The 16,194-nt window shown below is 52.7% G+C and carries 15 protein-coding genes; all 15 read left to right on the plus strand.

Annotated elements, in window-relative coordinates; all coding sequences use genetic code 11:
* Positions 1–21 precede the first annotated feature (21 nt).
* Positions 22–1,023 (plus strand): FecCD family ABC transporter permease, encoded by a 1,002-nt coding sequence (locus A7975_RS03605; protein ID WP_255314146.1) that lies wholly within the window; start codon positions 22–24, stop codon positions 1,021–1,023.
* Positions 1,020–1,835 (plus strand): heme ABC transporter ATP-binding protein, encoded by an 816-nt coding sequence (locus A7975_RS03610; RefSeq protein WP_065384140.1) that lies wholly within the window; start codon positions 1,020–1,022, stop codon positions 1,833–1,835. The genes A7975_RS03605 and A7975_RS03610 overlap by 4 nt, the downstream gene beginning before the upstream one ends.
* The gene (cobT, locus tag A7975_RS03615) at positions 1,835–2,911 is read left to right on the plus strand and encodes a nicotinate-nucleotide--dimethylbenzimidazole phosphoribosyltransferase (RefSeq protein ID WP_065384141.1); all 1,077 of its coding nucleotides are present in this window, start codon (positions 1,835–1,837) and stop codon (positions 2,909–2,911) included. Before A7975_RS03610 ends, cobT begins: the two co-directional genes overlap by 1 nt.
* Before the next feature lie 10 nt (positions 2,912–2,921).
* Positions 2,922–3,512, plus strand: a complete 591-nt coding sequence (gene cobU / locus A7975_RS03620) for a bifunctional adenosylcobinamide kinase/adenosylcobinamide-phosphate guanylyltransferase (protein WP_065384142.1) — start codon at positions 2,922–2,924, stop codon at positions 3,510–3,512.
* The gene (gene cbiB, locus A7975_RS03625; RefSeq protein WP_065384143.1) at positions 3,509–4,489 is read left to right on the plus strand and encodes an adenosylcobinamide-phosphate synthase CbiB; all 981 of its coding nucleotides are present in this window, start codon (positions 3,509–3,511) and stop codon (positions 4,487–4,489) included. Before cobU ends, cbiB begins: the two co-directional genes overlap by 4 nt.
* Positions 4,471–5,283, plus strand: coding sequence for an adenosylcobinamide-GDP ribazoletransferase (gene cobS, locus A7975_RS03630; RefSeq protein WP_065384144.1), 813 nt, complete (start codon positions 4,471–4,473; stop codon positions 5,281–5,283). The genes cbiB and cobS overlap by 19 nt, the downstream gene beginning before the upstream one ends.
* A gap of 21 nt (positions 5,284–5,304) precedes the next feature.
* Positions 5,305–6,402 carry a threonine-phosphate decarboxylase CobD gene (gene cobD, locus A7975_RS34645; protein WP_065384145.1) on the plus strand — a complete coding sequence of 366 codons (1,098 nt, stop codon included), beginning with the start codon at positions 5,305–5,307 and terminating at the stop codon, positions 6,400–6,402.
* Positions 6,399–8,012 (plus strand): cobyric acid synthase, encoded by a 1,614-nt coding sequence (locus tag A7975_RS34650; RefSeq protein ID WP_065384146.1) that lies wholly within the window; start codon positions 6,399–6,401, stop codon positions 8,010–8,012. The genes cobD and A7975_RS34650 overlap by 4 nt, the downstream gene beginning before the upstream one ends.
* Positions 8,009–8,719, plus strand: coding sequence for an adenosylcobinamide amidohydrolase (locus A7975_RS03645; RefSeq protein ID WP_065384147.1), 711 nt, complete (start codon positions 8,009–8,011; stop codon positions 8,717–8,719). The genes A7975_RS34650 and A7975_RS03645 overlap by 4 nt, the downstream gene beginning before the upstream one ends.
* 99 nt (positions 8,720–8,818) lie before the next feature.
* Positions 8,819–9,001 (plus strand): GNAT family N-acetyltransferase, encoded by a 183-nt coding sequence (locus A7975_RS32790; RefSeq protein WP_255314209.1) that lies wholly within the window; start codon positions 8,819–8,821, stop codon positions 8,999–9,001.
* Between the two features lie 273 nt (positions 9,002–9,274).
* Complete coding sequence (corA, locus tag A7975_RS03650; protein WP_053375846.1) at positions 9,275–10,225, plus strand: magnesium/cobalt transporter CorA; 951 nt, start codon at positions 9,275–9,277, stop codon at positions 10,223–10,225.
* 26 nt (positions 10,226–10,251) lie between these two features.
* The gene (locus A7975_RS03655; protein ID WP_082197954.1) at positions 10,252–11,076 is read left to right on the plus strand and encodes a hypothetical protein; all 825 of its coding nucleotides are present in this window, start codon (positions 10,252–10,254) and stop codon (positions 11,074–11,076) included.
* Between the two features lie 27 nt (positions 11,077–11,103).
* The gene (gene hrpB / locus A7975_RS03660) at positions 11,104–13,635 is read left to right on the plus strand and encodes an ATP-dependent helicase HrpB (protein WP_176707660.1); all 2,532 of its coding nucleotides are present in this window, start codon (positions 11,104–11,106) and stop codon (positions 13,633–13,635) included.
* Between the two features lie 66 nt (positions 13,636–13,701).
* A complete protein-coding gene (locus A7975_RS03665; protein WP_065384148.1) occupies positions 13,702–13,992 on the plus strand; it encodes a DUF1294 domain-containing protein in 291 nt (96 codons plus the stop codon).
* Between the two features lie 81 nt (positions 13,993–14,073).
* Positions 14,074–16,155, plus strand: a complete 2,082-nt coding sequence (locus A7975_RS03670; RefSeq protein ID WP_065384149.1) for a HelD family protein — start codon at positions 14,074–14,076, stop codon at positions 16,153–16,155.
* The last annotated feature ends 39 nt before the right edge of the window (positions 16,156–16,194 follow it).

Genomic DNA, 16,194 nt, shown 5'->3' on the forward strand with positions numbered 1-16,194 from the left:
GTTTGGTATGGAGGAGCAGCTATGCTCCTTCTTGCTGTTTCTATCGTTGTAAGTTTATCAATTGGCTCTGCTGGCATTTCTCTCGGTGACGTGTGGGGCATCCTCGTTCATCAGCTGCCATGGCTTGCGGATAAGCCGGTTTCTTACACGCCCGGCCAAATAGCAATCGTTACCCAAGTAAGGCTCTCGCGCGTTCTGCTTGCTGTCCTCGTAGGCGCATGCCTTGCGCTTGCAGGGACCGGCTTTCAAGGCGTGCTGCGCAATCCGTTAGCCGATCCATATACGTTAGGCGTCGCTTCCGGAAGCTCAGTGGGCGCCGCATTTATCATTTTGTTCGGACTGCAAACGGTGCTTGGCATATGGTCGATCCCGCTTGTGGCCTTCGGTACCGGAACGGTCACGCTGCTTGGCGTCTTTTGGCTGTCGCGCAGCAAAGGTGTCATGCATATTGAAACGCTTATCCTCTCAGGTGTCATTATTCAATCTTTTCTTGGCGCTTTCGTTTCGTTTATGGTTTCGATGTCGGAGGGGGTTGTCAACCAGATTTTGTTCTGGTTGATGGGCTCGCTTGCGATGCGGAGCTGGGAAAATGTCTATATGCTAATTCCGTTTCTGCTCGTTGGATTTCCTCTGCTGCTCGCCTATGGCCAGCCTCTTAATTTGTTCGTGCTTGGCGAGCGGCATGCTGCCCATCTAGGCGTACGCGTCGAGCGAACGAAACTGATCGTGTTAATCAGCTCGACGCTGCTAACCGCGGCAGCGGTTTCCGTTTCCGGCGTTATTGGCTTCGTGGGGCTTGTGGTACCGCATTTGATCCGTCTGCTGGTAGGCCCCGACTATCGCTTGATAACGCCTTTGTCTGCCATCGGCGGCGGCGTGTTCGTCCTCTGGGCGGATACGCTGGCAAGAATGGCGTTGACGCCAAAAGAAATTCCGCTTGGAGTCGTTACGGCTCTGATCGGCGCCCCATTCTTCGCTTATTTGCTGCATAGACGGAAGCTTAAGCAAGGAGGGATGATATGATCGAGGCACATAACATCATACAAACCGTACAAGGAAGGATCGTGCTGAACGGGCTTTCCTGTTCCTTTCAAAAAGGACGCATGTACGGCATTATTGGTCCCAACGGGGTAGGCAAATCGACGCTGCTGCAGCTGCTCTCGGGCGTTGATCAGCCTAAGCAAGGGGAAGTGCTGCTTGCAGGGCAAAATATAGCATCATATCCCCGCAAACAGCTGGCTAAGAAGATGGCGGTGCTGGAGCAAAGCGGGCTGCCGCCCGTTGGATTCTCAGTGCGCGAGGTCGTCGGGATGGGGAGATTTCCTTTTCAAAACTGGCTTGGGGGCGAAGAGCAGGACAGCGAGTCGATCATTGACAGGGCTTTAACCGCAATGGGTCTTAAGGAGCTTGAGCATCGCAAGATGGATCAGCTAAGCGGCGGAGAAAGGCAGCGCGTAGCACTCGCAAAGCTGATGGCGCAAGAGCCTTCTATTATTTTGCTGGACGAGCCGACTACCTATTTGGATATTGGCTTTCAGGTGCAGCTGCTGGATACGGTAAGGGCATGGCAGAGAGAGCGCGAGCTTACGGTTATCGCCGTGCTCCATGACTTGAATTTGGCTTCCCTCTACTGCGATGAGCTTGTCGTGCTTCATCAAGGCAAGGTTGCTGCTGCCGGCAATCCGCATCATGTGCTGACTGCTTCACTGATCGAGCAGGTATATGAAACAACAACAGCCGTCATCGCCCACCCTGTAACGGGAGTGCCGCAAATTATGCTTCAACCAAATGGAAATAACTTTGCATTTAGTATGGGCTTGAAGGAGCTAAAGTGATGGAAAACGAAGTGTACATAGAACTAAAGAAGACGGTTAAGCAAATTAAACCGTTTCATGAAGAGGCTGCCGCACTTGCTTTGCAGCATTCTGATTCATTGACGAAGCCGCCGGGCAGCCTTGGCAAGCTCGAAGCACTCGCTAGTCAGCTCGCAGGCATCACAGGTCAGTTATGGCCCGATTTGTCGCGTAAAGCCGTCATTGTGATGGCTGGCGACCATGGTGTATGCGACGAAGGGGTTAGCGCGTTTCCGCAAGCCGTCACGCCGCAGATGGTACTAAATTTTCTAAACGGCGGGGCGGCGGTAAACGTATTGGCTAGACAAGCGGGCGCGGAAGTCGTATGTGTCGATATTGGCGTGAATGCGGATTTGGAGCATGAACGGCTCGTAAGCCGCAAAGTCATGCGAGGAACGGCGAATATGGCAAAGCAGGCGGCAATGACGCGCGAGGAAGCGATTGGGGCCATTATGGTTGGCATAGAGGTCGTGAGCGAGCAGTACCAACAAGGCTGTCGTTTATTTGCGACAGGCGAAATGGGCATAGGCAATACGACGGCAAGCGCCGCGCTTACTACGGTGTTGACGGGTCTCTCGCCAGAGGAATCGGTTGGCCGCGGAACCGGCATCAATGATGCAAGTTGGTTGAACAAGGTGGAGGTCGTGAAGCGCGCGATTGCCGTTAATGGGCTTAAAGCTGTTGCTGATGATGCTGATCCCATTGATGTGCTTGCCAAGGTAGGCGGCGCGGAAATCGCCGGGCTTGTTGGCGTTATTATCGGAGCTGCGGCGAATGGTTGTCCCGTCATCATTGACGGCTATATTTCATCGGCTGCGGCGCTTGTCGCATCGCGAATTGCTGAGCAAACGATGCCATATATGATTGCATCGCATCTTTCGCAGGAGCAAGGTCATTTGAAATTGCTTGAATCGATTGGCTTACTGCCAATGATGCAGCTGGAGATGCGCCTTGGCGAAGGTACGGGCGCCGTATTATGTTTTCATTTTATTGACGCTGCGCTTCTTCTTATGCAGGAGATGGCGACGTTCGAGAGCGCAGGCGTATCCAAAGGCTAGGTGATGGAAGATGGCAATACTGGTAACCGGCGGAGCGCGCAGCGGCAAGAGCGGCTTCGCTGAGCAATATGCGATGCGGACTGCTTCACGCGGTTTATATCTCGCAACGTGTCAGCCTTATGATGACGAAATGAGAGAGCGGATAACAAAACACCGAACGGATCGTGACTTGACCGGATTTAGCTGGGAAACGGCAGAGGATGCTTATGATGCGGCGGATTTGCTTAACCGATGGGGGAAGCAATTTACAGATGAACTGCATAGCGGCATGGAGCCGCCTGTTGTGCTGTTAGATTGCTTAACCTTATGGCTGACGAACTGGCTGATGGAGCTTGAGCAACAATTGATCGATGAGCACCGTCTTGAGTTTGAAATGGACAAGCTGCTGGAAGCGATTGCGCGTTATCCTCATCCGCTTCTAATCGTCACCAATGAAGTCGGTGACGGCATCGTTCCTGCTTATCCGCTTGGCAGGCGGTTTCGAGACGAGGCGGGACGTCTGAATCAGAAGACAGCGGCGGTGTGCGACCGGGTTTTCCTTGTGACGGCAGGCATTCCGATCGAGCTGAAATCGCAGGCTTTCAGATGGGAGCAACTATGATTTTTTATTCCATGAAGGAGCTGCTTCTGCTAGCAGCGGCAGCCATCGCGATTGACTGGATCGTCGGTGATCCCAAATGGCCGACTCATCCTGTCATTTGGATCGGAAGACTCATTCGGCAGTTGGAGCGTCTTCTTGCCCCAGATCGGTTCGTAAGTCAACCGTCTGTTGTTAGGGCATTAGGCGTTGTTTTAACCGTTGTAACGCTTGTAATTAGCTGTGGTTCGATGTGGCTGCTCGTTTGGGCAGCGGATGCGGTGCATCCGTGGCTTGGTTATGCGGTTAGCGCTTGGTTTATTTCAACTACAATAGCAGTAAAAGGCTTAAAGGAAGCGGCAATGCTGGTTTATCAGCCTCTGTTAGAAGGCAGGCTGGATGAAGCGCGCAAATATGTCGGTTACATTGTTGGACGAGATACCACGAAGCTTGACGAGAGGGAATCATCGCGGGCTGCGGTTGAGACAGTTGCGGAAAATACAGTGGACGCGCTTGTATCCCCGCTCTTATTCGCCTTACTCGGCGGCGCTCCGCTTGCTATGCTCTACCGTGCGGCGAATACGCTGGATTCCATGGTCGGTTATCGCAACGAGAAGTATACTTATTTTGGCTGGTGCTCGGCACGGACGGACGATGTGCTGAATTTTATTCCGGCTCGGCTAACAGGCGTAATGCTTACGATCTCGGCCTTTTGCTTGCCGCAAATGAAGGCTGGGCAGTCTCTGCGTGCCATTAGATCCTTCGCGCATCTTCATCCCAGCCCGAACAGCGGCATACCGGAATCTGCGGTGGCAGGCGCGCTTGGCATTGAGCTTGGCGGCACGAATATGTACTTTGGCGTCCCGAGCGAACGAGCGAGAATGGGCTGGCCGACGCGGCCTTTACAGCCTAATGATATTGTCCTTACCGTCCGCTTATTGTATAGCGTTAGCTTTATTTTGTTTATAGGAGTGATTGCAGTATGGTTCGTCGTGAGGTGAAGCTGCAGGCTCAGGCTCTAATCGCTGCTTTTCAATTTTTGACACGGTTTCCGGTACCGCTCACCGTGCCGTTTCAAGGACCGGTGCTCTCGCGCAGTGTTGCCTATTTTCCGCTTGCAGGAGCGCTTATTGGCCTTTTTTTAGCTGTTTTCTCTTGGCTGCTTCATTTAGTTGTGCCCGCATTTCCAAGCGCCGTGATCGTACTTGCCATTTGGACCGCATTAAGCGGCGGGCTGCATCTTGACGGCTGGATGGACACGGCTGACGGCGTGCTAAGTCACCGGTCCCGCGAGCGCATGCTCGAAATTATGAAGGATAGCCGGGTAGGGGCGATGGGCGTGCTTGCCGCAGTGCTGCTGCTGCTGTTCAAAGCTTCCTTATTGGCTGAACTTTTTGTTGCAGAACAACCCAATCGGTATTGGCCTTTGCTCGTGATCGGACCGATATGGAGCAGGGCTTGGATGGGCGCAGCAATCGCTTTCTGGCCATTTGCCCGTTCGGGTGAAGGAATTGCCGTTTTATTTAATGAGGTTAAAGGTTTGCAGGCGACTGCTTCGATTGTAGTGGCAGGAGCCAGCACGTGGCTCATTTTGTTTCTTGCAGGAATAAATTCGGGCACGGCGCTGGTCTATCTGATGGTTGCAGCCGGCATTACAATCTGCTGCGGCGGATTGCTTGCGGCTTGGCTGAATCGGAAGCTTGGCGGCCTGACTGGCGATACATATGGAGCAATGAACGAAGCGATTGAAGCTGTGCTGCTTTTTGCAGCTGTTATTTGGCTGCACGCTTACTAAATTAAGGAGTTGGGTTTGAAGATGTTGGAGAGATACGGTCATGGCGGCGATTTGCGGACAGCCGAGGAAGCGTTCGGGATTGCTGCGGAAAAATTTGTTGATTTCAGCTCGAACATGAATCCGCTTGGTCCCCCGGAAAGTGTAAAACAAGCACTGATGGCGTATGCGGATACGATCGGTCAATACCCTGATCCAGCCGTACGAGGACTTAGACGGAAGCTTGCTGAGCATCACCAAATCGATGAGCTATCGATAGTCGTCGGCAATGGCGCAGCGGAACTGATCGATCTGATCGTTCGCGCGCTGCAGCCTAAATTAACGACACTGGCTATCCCGTGTTTCGATGAATATGGCGATGCGGTCCGCAAAATCGGCGGGGCGGTATATGAGATTAAGCTGTCATCCGAAAATCAATTCGAATTGCATTTGGAATTGGAGCATCTATGCGAAGCAGCTGCGACCGGTTCTTTATTTATGCTCGGCTCACCCAATAATCCAACCGGACAGCTTGTTGATCCAGAGCTCATTCGCACGTTGTTGAAAAAAGGGGCTTATGTCGTCGTTGATGAAGCGTTTATGGACTTTGTGCCTGAGGAATCGCGTTACAGCCTCGTGCAGGAGGCGACAAGACATGAAAAATTGTTCGTCATTCGCTCGATGACTAAGTTTTATTCCATTCCCGGCATCAGGCTCGGTTATATTGTAGGCATGTCACGAACATTAAGCGGGCTTAGGCGTTTGCAGGTGCCATGGAGCGTTAATTCGTTGGCGCAGCTGATCGGCGAATCGGTGCTGAACGAGACGGATTATTCCGAACGGACGATGGCGTGGCTGCTAGAGGAACGTCCTTGGCTGACGAAGGAGCTGCAAGCAATCGGTTTTGAAGTTAACCCAAGCGCGGCTAACTATTTGCTCGTCCGTATCCCGAAGGATGCGGAGCTTAGCGCCAGCATGCTCCAGCTGGAGATGGGCAAGCTGGGCGTCCTAATTCGTGATGCGTCAAGATTTGCTGGCCTTGATCACACGTATATCCGGGTTGCCGTTAAGCTTCGCGAGCAAAATGAGCAGCTGGTAGCGGCATTAAAGCAATGCTTGCTTCAAAGACGCGGTGTCAAATGAGTCCATCTGAAGAAAAGGTGTACAGCATAGATACAAAGCATGGTCGGACGATTATGGTTCAGGGCACGGCATCGGATGTGGGGAAAAGCTTGATCACGGCTGCGCTCTGCCGGGTTTTCAAAACGGACGGCTGGCGCACCGCTCCCTTCAAATCGCAAAATATGTCGCTCAACTCCTATGTAACTTGGGACGGCAAAGAAATCGGGCGCGCGCAAGGGATGCAGGCGGATGCTTGCGGCATTTTGGCGACGACGGACATGAATCCGATTTTGCTGAAGCCGACGGGAGAAATGGTCTCTCAGGTTGTCGTGCACGGCAAGCCGCTGCGTGATTATGATGCAGTGGAATACCGCGAAAAATATTTACCGACAGCCGGCAGCATTGTACAAGCTTCGCTTCGGCGTTTGAGAGAGGATTACGATATCGTAGTGCTGGAAGGGGCGGGCAGCCCGGCCGAAATTAATTTGAAGGACCGCGATATCGTCAATATGCGGATGGCGGCGTGGGCGGATGCCCCTGTCATTCTAGTTGCCGATATTGATCGGGGCGGCGTATTCGCTTCCATTGTAGGCACGCTTGAGCTGCTTGAGCAGGATGAACGCGACCGCGTTGGCGGATTTATTATCAATAAATTTAGAGGCGATGTATCGCTGCTGCAGCCTGGACTGGATTGGCTGGAAGCGCGAACGGGAAAACCGGTGCTTGGCGTTATGCCGTATATGCCGGGACTAGAGCTGGAGGACGAGGATTCGTTATCGCTTAGCAAGCATCATGCACACGTCCATAAGGAAGGGAATGCCGAGCAGCGGGAGCTGGATATAGCGGTTATACGGCTGCCTCGGATTTCGAATTTTACCGATATGGACCCGCTGCGCTTCGAGAAAGACGTTCAGCTTCGTTATATTGAACATGCGGAGCAATGGGGCAATCCCGACGCGGTTATTGTTCCCGGCAGCAAAAATACAATCGCAGATTTGATATGGCTGAAGGAAATAGGGCTAGACGAGTTGATCCAGAAACATGTGTCCGGCGGTGGAGCTTTAGTCGGCATTTGCGGCGGTTATGAGATGCTCGGCACGCGGCTGTATGATCCGCTGCACGTGGAATCGGCTATAGAGGAAACGGATGGACTTGGTTTTTTTCCATTCGAGGTCCGTTTTGCGGAGCAAAAAAGAACGGTTCGTGTCGAGGGGATCAGCCGATTCCGCGGGCATGACTTGCCTGCTTTGATCGAGGGTTACGAGATCCATATGGGTGAAGTCATATGGTCTCGCGAGGATGAGACAGATTACCAGCCGTTTGAAGTTAGGGAGCATCAAGCGAATCTAGCAATAGGAGCTTCCTCCGCGTATGTCGCTGAAGGAGCTAGCAAGGCTGATGGCAAGCTGTGGGGAACGTTTATTCACGGCATTCTGCATAATGATGATTTTCGGAGGCATTGGTTGAATGGGTTGCGTGAATCCAAGGGATTGCCAGGCCTTCCCGCAGAGCTCCGCTTTCAAGAAAGACGAGAAGCAGCGTTCGATCGGTTGGCGGAGCATGCGCGCAAATACCTCAACATGCCGCTCATTTATGAGCTGCTTGGTCAGCAGAAGGAGGAGGCGCTATGACGCAACCATTTCGCCAAGGCTATCGTTTTGATTCAGCCATTTGGAGCGGAGTTAGCCTGCAGCTGCTAGCGGATCGGATTGAAGTACGCACTAAGGATCAGCTGCATGCGCTGAGCAGCGCCGTTCATCCGGGAGGTTTCTCTTATGCGAATCGGATTATTAACTGGAAGGTGCCGCTTACCTATCAATGTGATGATCCTGTGCGAGATCTCGTTCGGCAATGCGCGGAGTGGGGCAGCGACCCCGCTCACACGATTGGTTTGATTACAGCGGCTAAGCTGACGCATGCGGCGGTAACCGAGTTGGAAGGCGACAAGTTCAAGCTGCTATGCTGCACGACTGTCGGCACGCGGAATGCGGCGAGGGCAGGCTTGCCGCGCAGCACCTTCTCAGCTTATACGCCGGGTACGATTAATACGATACTGCTCGTCGACGGCCAAATGTCTGAGTCCGCTATGGTGAATGCCATCATAACGGCCACAGAAGCAAAAACGGCCGCCCTCCAGCAGCTAGGCATCGTCGAAAAAGCGACCGGCAATTCTGCGACCGGCACGACGACGGATGCGATCGTCATTGGAGTCAGTCAAGCGGCTAGCTGGAATGCGGTGCATGCTTATGCAGGCGCTGCGACTACAATCGGCTGCGCTATCGGTGAAGCGGTTTATGAGACGGTGCTTGAGGCAACCCGAACGCAGCAGGAGGAGTAAGGTAGGCGATCGAGGATTGGACGGCGAGAGCGATGGATATTTTGATACATCGATGAATATTTTCCAGAAGAATCGTTTGTGTACCTTAGGCAGTTTTAAATAGGGAACGAGCATCGGAGCAAGGGGTATGGCAGCATGATGCTGCAGCAGTTAATTAACGGCTCGTTTCAACTTGGCGCCAAAGTGAGGATAGATGTGCTGCAATCCAATCCGCGAGGACAAGGCTTTTGGGCAAAGTTCGGCTTCGAACCATACTATACGCATATGAGGCTGAACACGTAATGCCGCGTCATATGCTGCCTCATGTTGCTTGATCGTGCTCAAGGCCGCTTGTTTCAAGCGGTTTTTTTCATGCGGCATTAGATAACCGCAGCGATTAGTTGGCAAAACTAAGGTTAAAACGTTATTCATGCCATAGACTTGAGTCGTAAAAGAAGCGGCCGATACGCCAAAAATAGCGGAATGACATTACAGCGGCTAGTATTTCATGTAAAATGGATAAGTTGAACGATCAGTTATCGACTATCTAACGTGGTGAATGGGAGGACGAATCCCGTGATACGGATTATTGGCTATACGAAACAAAAAGAATGGTTGACGGATTTGACGATTGAAGAGCTGAAGACGGCTGATCTCGAATGGTATTGGGTTGATTTCAACGATCCGAAGGAAGAGGAATGCAGGCTGCTCGATACGTTTTTCCACTTTCATCCGCTGGCGATCGAGGATTGCTACCATTTGCTTCAGCGGCCCAAAATGGATCATTACGATGATGTTCATTTTTTTGTGCTGCATGAGGTTGAGGGGAAGACGTTGACGGTAAATGAAATTAATCTGTTTCTGGGGCCGCAGTTTATCGTAACATTCCATTATGAGCGGTCGCCTGAAATTGACGAAGCGATGGCCAAGCTTATGGCTAGTTCCAAAATAGGCGAGAGAGGCCAGATCTATGCGGCTTATCTCGTGATGGACAAGCTGGTCGACCAATATTTCCCTGCCGTTCATGAGCTGGAGGACCAGCTGCTTGATATGGAAATCGGCGGCGACGAAATGCAAAGCAAGACGGCGATGAGCGATATTTTCAACATTCGGTCTCGCTTGCTTCGCCTTCGCAAAACAATCGTGCCGATGCGGGATTTGCTGTACCGCCTGACGAATTCGGATCGCATTGATGGGCTGAAGCCGTATTTGGCTTTTTATCATGATATTTATGACCATTTGCTTAAGCTGTCCGAAATGATGGATTCAAGCAGAGAAATGACGGCAGATTTGCGAGACAGCTACATCTCGTTTAATTCAAACCGGATGAATTCGATTATGAAGACGCTCACCGTTATCACGACGATCTTTATGCCGCTCACTTTTCTAGCGGGCATATATGGCATGAATTTTCACTATATGCCGGAGCTGGAGTGGGACTGGGGCTATTTTGCCGTCATAACGGTCATGCTCGTCATTGGTATTGGCATGTACGCTTGGTTCAGAACGAAAGGTTGGTTTAAATGATAACAAGGCAAGGAGAATCATGAGAGATGGAAATGAAAGAGCCTGCTCGGATGAGCAAAAAGCAGCTGGTTGCCATTATCAGTATTTTGGCGGGCATCGTCGCAATTCTAGCAATCATGCTCTATTTTATGATCATGTCGCTTGGCAATAAATCGGCTTCCGACCCTTTAGCTGCTGAGAAAGGGCTGCACTATACTTATTTTTCAGAAGCTTCCTTTAACGGAATGAAGCTTCATGTGCTCCAGACGAAACCAGCGTACGTAACGCTGGAGACGATCAATAACAACGTTACGCTTGCAGGCAAAGTAGGCATTAACGGCGGATTTTTTTATGGCAATCAGCTGCTGAGCATCGGCATGGTGGACAGTCTGCCGGTTAACAAAGAGATCGGTAATTTTGGAACGGGAAATGAGAACGTAAAGTATGCGCGCGGAACGCTGGTGTGGGACGGCGCTTCGGATGCTTTGAGCGTACAGGTTGCCCGTCATGCTTCCGAGCTGAGAGTGAAGGACCATACGCGATTCTGGGCGCAGGGCGGCATTAGTATGAGCCTTGGGAATGACGACGAATGGATTCAGCAAACGATTAAGGAAAATGCCCCTTTCCCAGATGATAATCGGCTGCGTTCGGCAGCCGTATACGACAATGCGGGTGCTTTGTACTTAATTGTGAGCGAAACGAAGGGATCGTTAGCCGTGTTTCGGGAAGCGATTGTTGCCAGCATCGGCGACGGCAAGCTTGTTGACGGGATTTTTCTCGATGGTGATGGCTCCTCCCAGCTGTTCAGCAGCGAGGCTGCCTTGCCCGGCGACAACAGGCCAGTCGTCCAAATGCTGCGAATCGTGAAATAGATGGCAGATGGTAAAGGAGTAATCAGCATGAATCAACTGCAATTGCCGATTGATGCGGTGCTGCCCGAGCTGCTTGAGTCGCTCCGAAGGGGCGTTAATGCTGTGCTAGTGGCGGAACCGGGAGCAGGGAAGACGACGCGTGTTCCGCTTGCGATGCTGGATCAGCCATGGCTTCACGGCAAAAAGATCATCATGCTTGAGCCGCGCAGGCTGGCGGCACGCTCTGCTGCCCAATTCATGGCTAAATCACTGGGCGAGCAGGCGGGCGAGACGGTTGGCTACCGCGTTAGGCTTGACTCGCGGGTTGGTCCGCGCACGCGCATTGAGGTCGTCACGGAGGGCGTGCTCACTCGGATGCTTCAGGAGGACCCGGCGCTCGAAGAGGTCGGAGCGATCCTGTTCGATGAGTTCCACGAGCGTCATTTGCACGGTGATCTTGGACTTGCGTTATGCTTGCAGTCGCAGCTTCTTCTGTGCGAGGATTTGCGCCTCATTGTCATGTCCGCGACGCTTGCTGCGGAGCCGATTGCCGAGCTGCTTGGCGGAGCGCCTGTCATTCGGAGCGAAGGACGGGTATTCCCGGTTGCGACGCATTATGCGAAAGCGAAGCTTTCTGGACCAATTGAGCCGCATATGGCTCGTACGATTGTCGAAGCGCTGCGTCTACATGATGGAGATGTGCTTGCATTTTTGCCGGGAGTCGCGGAAATACGCCGGACGGCAAGGCGGTTATATGAAGCCGGCCTTCCATCCGGTGTTCGGATCGAGGAGCTGCATGGCAGCTTGCCGCTGGAGAAGCAGGATGCAGCCGTTGCGCCATGCTCAGCCGGAGAGCGCAAAATCGTGCTTGCGACTTCGATTGCGGAATCCAGCTTGACGGTTGAAGGCGTTAAGATTGTAGTAGACAGCGGGCTAATGCGCGTTCCGCGCTTTTCGCCAAGAACAGGCATGACGCGGCTGGAAACGGTGGCTGTCTCCACGGCGTCAGCCGATCAGCGCCGCGGCAGGGCGGGACGTCTGGCACCTGGAAGCTGCTACCGGCTCTGGACCGAAATTCAGCATCCCTATTTGCCTGAACAAAGCACGCCTGAGCTGCTTGAGGCAGATCTTGCCTCACTTGTACTGGAGCTAGCGATTTGGGGCATCCAAGATCCATCAGAGCTGGATTGGCTAACGCCGCCGCCCGCTGCTGCTTACGAGCAAGCTAAATCGCTGCTGCAACTGCTGAATGCGATTGATAACAGCGGCAAACCGACAGCTGCAGGAGCGAGGATGGCGCAGTTCGGGCTGCATCCCCGGCTCGGCGCGATGATTTTGCAGGCTGCAGAAATAGGAGAGACGCGAGTGGCATGCGAGGTTGCTGCCTTATTAAGCGAACGCGATTTGCTTCCGCAAGAGCGCAATGTTGATATTCAGCTGCGGCTAGAGCTTCTATACCGGTTGGCCGGGCGCACGGAACGCAAAGGTTCGAACAGCGGAAGCGCAGAGCATCCAAGCAGTGGAGCCGCTTATCGCATAATGGCACAAGCGGACCAATGGGAGCGGCTTGTTCCGAAGCGGGCATCGGCTGTGAATGAAGTGGCTCATAACCTAAAGCTCCCGCTCGGTGTTCTGCTTGGGTTTGCTTATCCCGACCGTATCGCCCAGCGCCGCAGCGACGGGCGTTATTTGCTGGCAAATGGAAGAGGCGCGGTGCTGCCAGAGCTGCAGCCGCTATCGCGATCGCCTTATCTAGCTGCTTGCGAGCTGGATGATGCCGGTACAGAAAGCCGTATGCGGCTTGCAGCAGAGCTAAGTCTGCCTATGATCGAGCAATATATGGCAAGCTACATAACGAACGAGGATGTAGTGGAATGGGATTCCCAAGCGCAGGCAGTGAGGGCGAGGAAGCGTACTCGGCTTGGCTCCATCGTAATGAAGGAGTCCATCCTGCAGAAGCCTGATGAAGAGCAGGTCGCAGACACCTTAATAACCGCGATTAAGCAGGCTGGTTTTGTTATGCTGCCAATGAGCAAGCAGGCGCAGCAGTTGAAGGCAAGGATGAAACTGATGGCTCTTGCGGGCGAGGATTGGCCGGAGGCTTCCGATGAGGCGCTGCTGGAATCGGTTGGGGAATGGTTAAAGCCGCATATTTTCGGTATGAAAAGCCGTTCGGATTTGCAAAAGCTATCGATGCTGCAGCTGCTGGAAGGCAAGCTTAGCTGGAAGCAGAAGCAAGAGCTGGATGAGCAGGTGCCGACCCATATCGTCGTGCCAAGCGGCTCGCGAATCCCGGTTGATTACAGCGATCCCGAGTCGCCCGTGCTTGCCGTCCGGCTACAGGAGCTGTTTGGCCTTAAGGACACTCCTCTGCTTGCGAGAGGAAGGCTGCCGGTTACGCTTCATTTATTGTCGCCGTCCCAGCGTCCCGTCCAAGTAACGAGAGATTTAAGAAGCTTCTGGGAGAACGCTTATTTTGAAGTGAAGAAGGATTTAAAGGGGCGGTATCCGAAGCATTATTGGCCGGATGATCCCTATTCTGCTGCACCGACAAATCGGGCGAAGCCGAGAAATACGTAATTTTGCTCGGCCGGCCCGATTATGGCCAGCAAGCTTTTTTTGAAGAGAGGATGTGGGCATGTCGTTATGGCCTTATATGTTTTAATCATTTATTTCGTACTCCTTAACTGCTATACCTTTGTGTTGATGGGCTATGATAAAAAGAGTGCGAAAAAACATCGCAGGCGCGTTCCTGAGAAGCGTTTGTTCTTGCTGAGCGCGATTGGCGGAGCGGGAGGCACTTGGCTTGCTATGAATACGTGGCGTCACAAAACGAAGCATCGTTCGTTTACAGTAGGCATTCCGTTTCTGTTCGGGCTTAATTTATTGCTTATAATCGGAGCCGTCTGGCTCATAGGCATGACTGCAAACTCCTGATTGCTTTGGGAAGCCGTCCTATGGTATATTGGGGCTTCTCTTTTTTATTTTCCAGCACATAAAACTTAGGAGGTAACTGACATGACCGTTCAAAGTGCCTATCAAGAAGAGCAAGAACGATTAACGGCGTCATTACAAGACATTCTCGCCCAGCTGCAAGCTATTGGCCCGCGCTATAAGGGCGACGATTTTACGGAGCAAATGCTCGATTTGCAGCAAGAGGAACGGAGATTGAGACTTGAAATTTCCAAGCGCGAGCCTTATTTCGGCCGCATTGACTTTCAGGAGCTGCCTATAGGCGAGCAGAAACCTTTATATATTGGAAAAGCAGGCGTCGCAAAGCAAGGCAGCAACGAGCTGCTGGTCATCGATTGGCGCGCACCGGCTGCCAGCGTATTCTATTCCTTCACAGGCGGCGAGGCGCCAGCTTCCTACGAATCGCCTGATGGTGAAATCGAAGGTTATGTGCATTTAAAGCGGAATTTCATGATTCGTCAGGGAGAGATTGTCCGTTTGGTCGACAGCTACGTACGCGGCCAGGAGGAAGGCTCGGTCACTGACGAATTTCTATTATACCGGCTTGGCGAGAACAAGGATAATAAGCTGCGGGATATCGTCTCGACGATTCAAGGCGAGCAGGACCGGATTATTCGTGCGGACCGCAACAAGGCTTTGTTTATTCAAGGGGTAGCGGGAAGCGGTAAAACGACCGTAGCGCTGCACCGCCTTGCCTTCCTGCTCTACCAATACGCCGATCGGATGCGGGCGGAGCGGATGATTATTTTCGCGCCAAACCGTATGTTTCTAGACTACATATCCGGCGTACTGCCGGAGCTTGGCGTTGGAGATATCCAGCAGACCACCTTTAGCGATTGGTCGCTAGAGCTGCTAGAGAAGACGATTGCCGTCAGCGATCCGTCCGATACGATGGCTTATTGGTTTGAAGAGAGGCGGACCGCGGATGAGATCGAGCATGCGTCCGGCCGTTTTAAAGGCCATTTGGCTTTCAAGGCGATTGTCGACGAGCGTATAGTTGATTTTGAACAGCGGATCGTACCGGCGACGCCGTTTGTGCCGATTGACGGCCTTGAGCTGTCTCCGGCGCAAATGCGCGAATGGTATGAAACCGACTACGGCGACGAGACGCTAATGAAGAAGAGGGATCGACTCGTTAGCCGTATTCGCCGCTGGTTCGAGTCTGAGCTGAAGATGAAGGGAATCGCCGATAAGAAAGTTCGGGCAAAGGCGCTCACGAAGTTTAACAGCTTTACGAAAAAAATTCCGGCCTATACATCCGTGCAGCTTTATGCGTCCCTATTCAGCGGCAAGCAGCTCGCGGCAGGCATTCCGAAGGCGATCGCAGCAGCTACCGCGGATCGGTTGAAAAAGGGAGTCGCAGCCGCCGAGGACTTGGCTCCGCTTGCTTATATCCAGCTTCAGCTCTTCGGCTTGCCGAAGCAGGCATTCGACCATATCGTCATTGACGAAGCGCAGGATTATTCACCCTTCCAGCTCGAGGTGCTCCGTCTGTGCCAAAGAACAGCGTCGATGACCGTATTAGGCGATTTGCAGCAGGGGATCCATGCATACACCGGCGTGCAAAGCTGGTCGGAGCTGACCGCGTTATTCGAAGAGGAGCAGATCGGCTTCTATGAGCTGAACCGAAGCTATCGCTCGACGATGGAAATTATTGAGTTCGCGAACAAAATATTGGGAAGCATGACTGGCGGCGTCAAACCGGCGGTTCCTGTATTCCGGAGCGGTGATGCCGTTGCCACGGAGCCTGTATCCAATGACAAGTGGCTTGAGGCGCTTGAGACGACCGTTCGGGAATGGCAAGAGAAGGGCGAATACGAGACGATTTCCGTCATCGGCCGCACGGCGCTTGAATGCGAGGAAATCCATAAGCATTTGATCGATCGCGGCTTGGAAGCATCGCTTGTGCAAAGCAAGCAGCCAGCTTATGGCGGCGGGTTGTCGGTCGTGCCTGTCTATTTATCCAAAGGCTTGGAGTTTGATGCCGTGCTGGTAGCAGATGCTAGCGAGGAGGCGTATGCGCCGCTTGATGCGAAGCTGCTCTACGTCGGCTGTACGCGTGCCTTGCATATGCTAAAGCTGTTTTACCGTGGAAATCTCACATCATTGCTGGGCGAAGAAGCTTAACTCGGATATAATAGGGAGCATTATAACGTCCAACCGGAG

This window comes from Bacillus sp. FJAT-26390, assembly GCF_001682865.1.
In the GTDB taxonomy this organism is placed as follows: Bacteria; Bacillota; Bacilli; order Paenibacillales; family Paenibacillaceae; genus Pristimantibacillus.

Bases quoted from the DNA above. Each gene is read 5' to 3' on its own strand.
- cbiB (WP_065384143.1), top strand. From the start codon at position 3,509: ATGATTTTTTATTCCATGAAGGAGCTGCTTCTGCTAGCAGCGGCAGCC.
- cobT (WP_065384141.1), top strand. From the start codon at position 1,835: ATGGAAAACGAAGTGTACATAGAACTAAAGAAGACGGTTAAGCAAATT.
- hrpB (WP_176707660.1), top strand. From the start codon at position 11,104: ATGAATCAACTGCAATTGCCGATTGATGCGGTGCTGCCCGAGCTGCTT.
- A7975_RS03645 (WP_065384147.1), top strand. From the start codon at position 8,009: ATGACGCAACCATTTCGCCAAGGCTATCGTTTTGATTCAGCCATTTGG.
- A7975_RS03655 (WP_082197954.1), top strand. From the start codon at position 10,252: ATGGAAATGAAAGAGCCTGCTCGGATGAGCAAAAAGCAGCTGGTTGCC.
- cobD (WP_065384145.1), top strand. From the start codon at position 5,305: ATGTTGGAGAGATACGGTCATGGCGGCGATTTGCGGACAGCCGAGGAA.
- A7975_RS03605 (WP_255314146.1), top strand. From the start codon at position 22: ATGCTCCTTCTTGCTGTTTCTATCGTTGTAAGTTTATCAATTGGCTCT.
- A7975_RS03610 (WP_065384140.1), top strand. From the start codon at position 1,020: ATGATCGAGGCACATAACATCATACAAACCGTACAAGGAAGGATCGTG.
- A7975_RS03665 (WP_065384148.1), top strand. From the start codon at position 13,702: ATGGCCTTATATGTTTTAATCATTTATTTCGTACTCCTTAACTGCTAT.
- cobS (WP_065384144.1), top strand. From the start codon at position 4,471: ATGGTTCGTCGTGAGGTGAAGCTGCAGGCTCAGGCTCTAATCGCTGCT.
- cobU (WP_065384142.1), top strand. From the start codon at position 2,922: ATGGCAATACTGGTAACCGGCGGAGCGCGCAGCGGCAAGAGCGGCTTC.
- A7975_RS34650 (WP_065384146.1), top strand. From the start codon at position 6,399: ATGAGTCCATCTGAAGAAAAGGTGTACAGCATAGATACAAAGCATGGT.
- A7975_RS03670 (WP_065384149.1), top strand. From the start codon at position 14,074: ATGACCGTTCAAAGTGCCTATCAAGAAGAGCAAGAACGATTAACGGCG.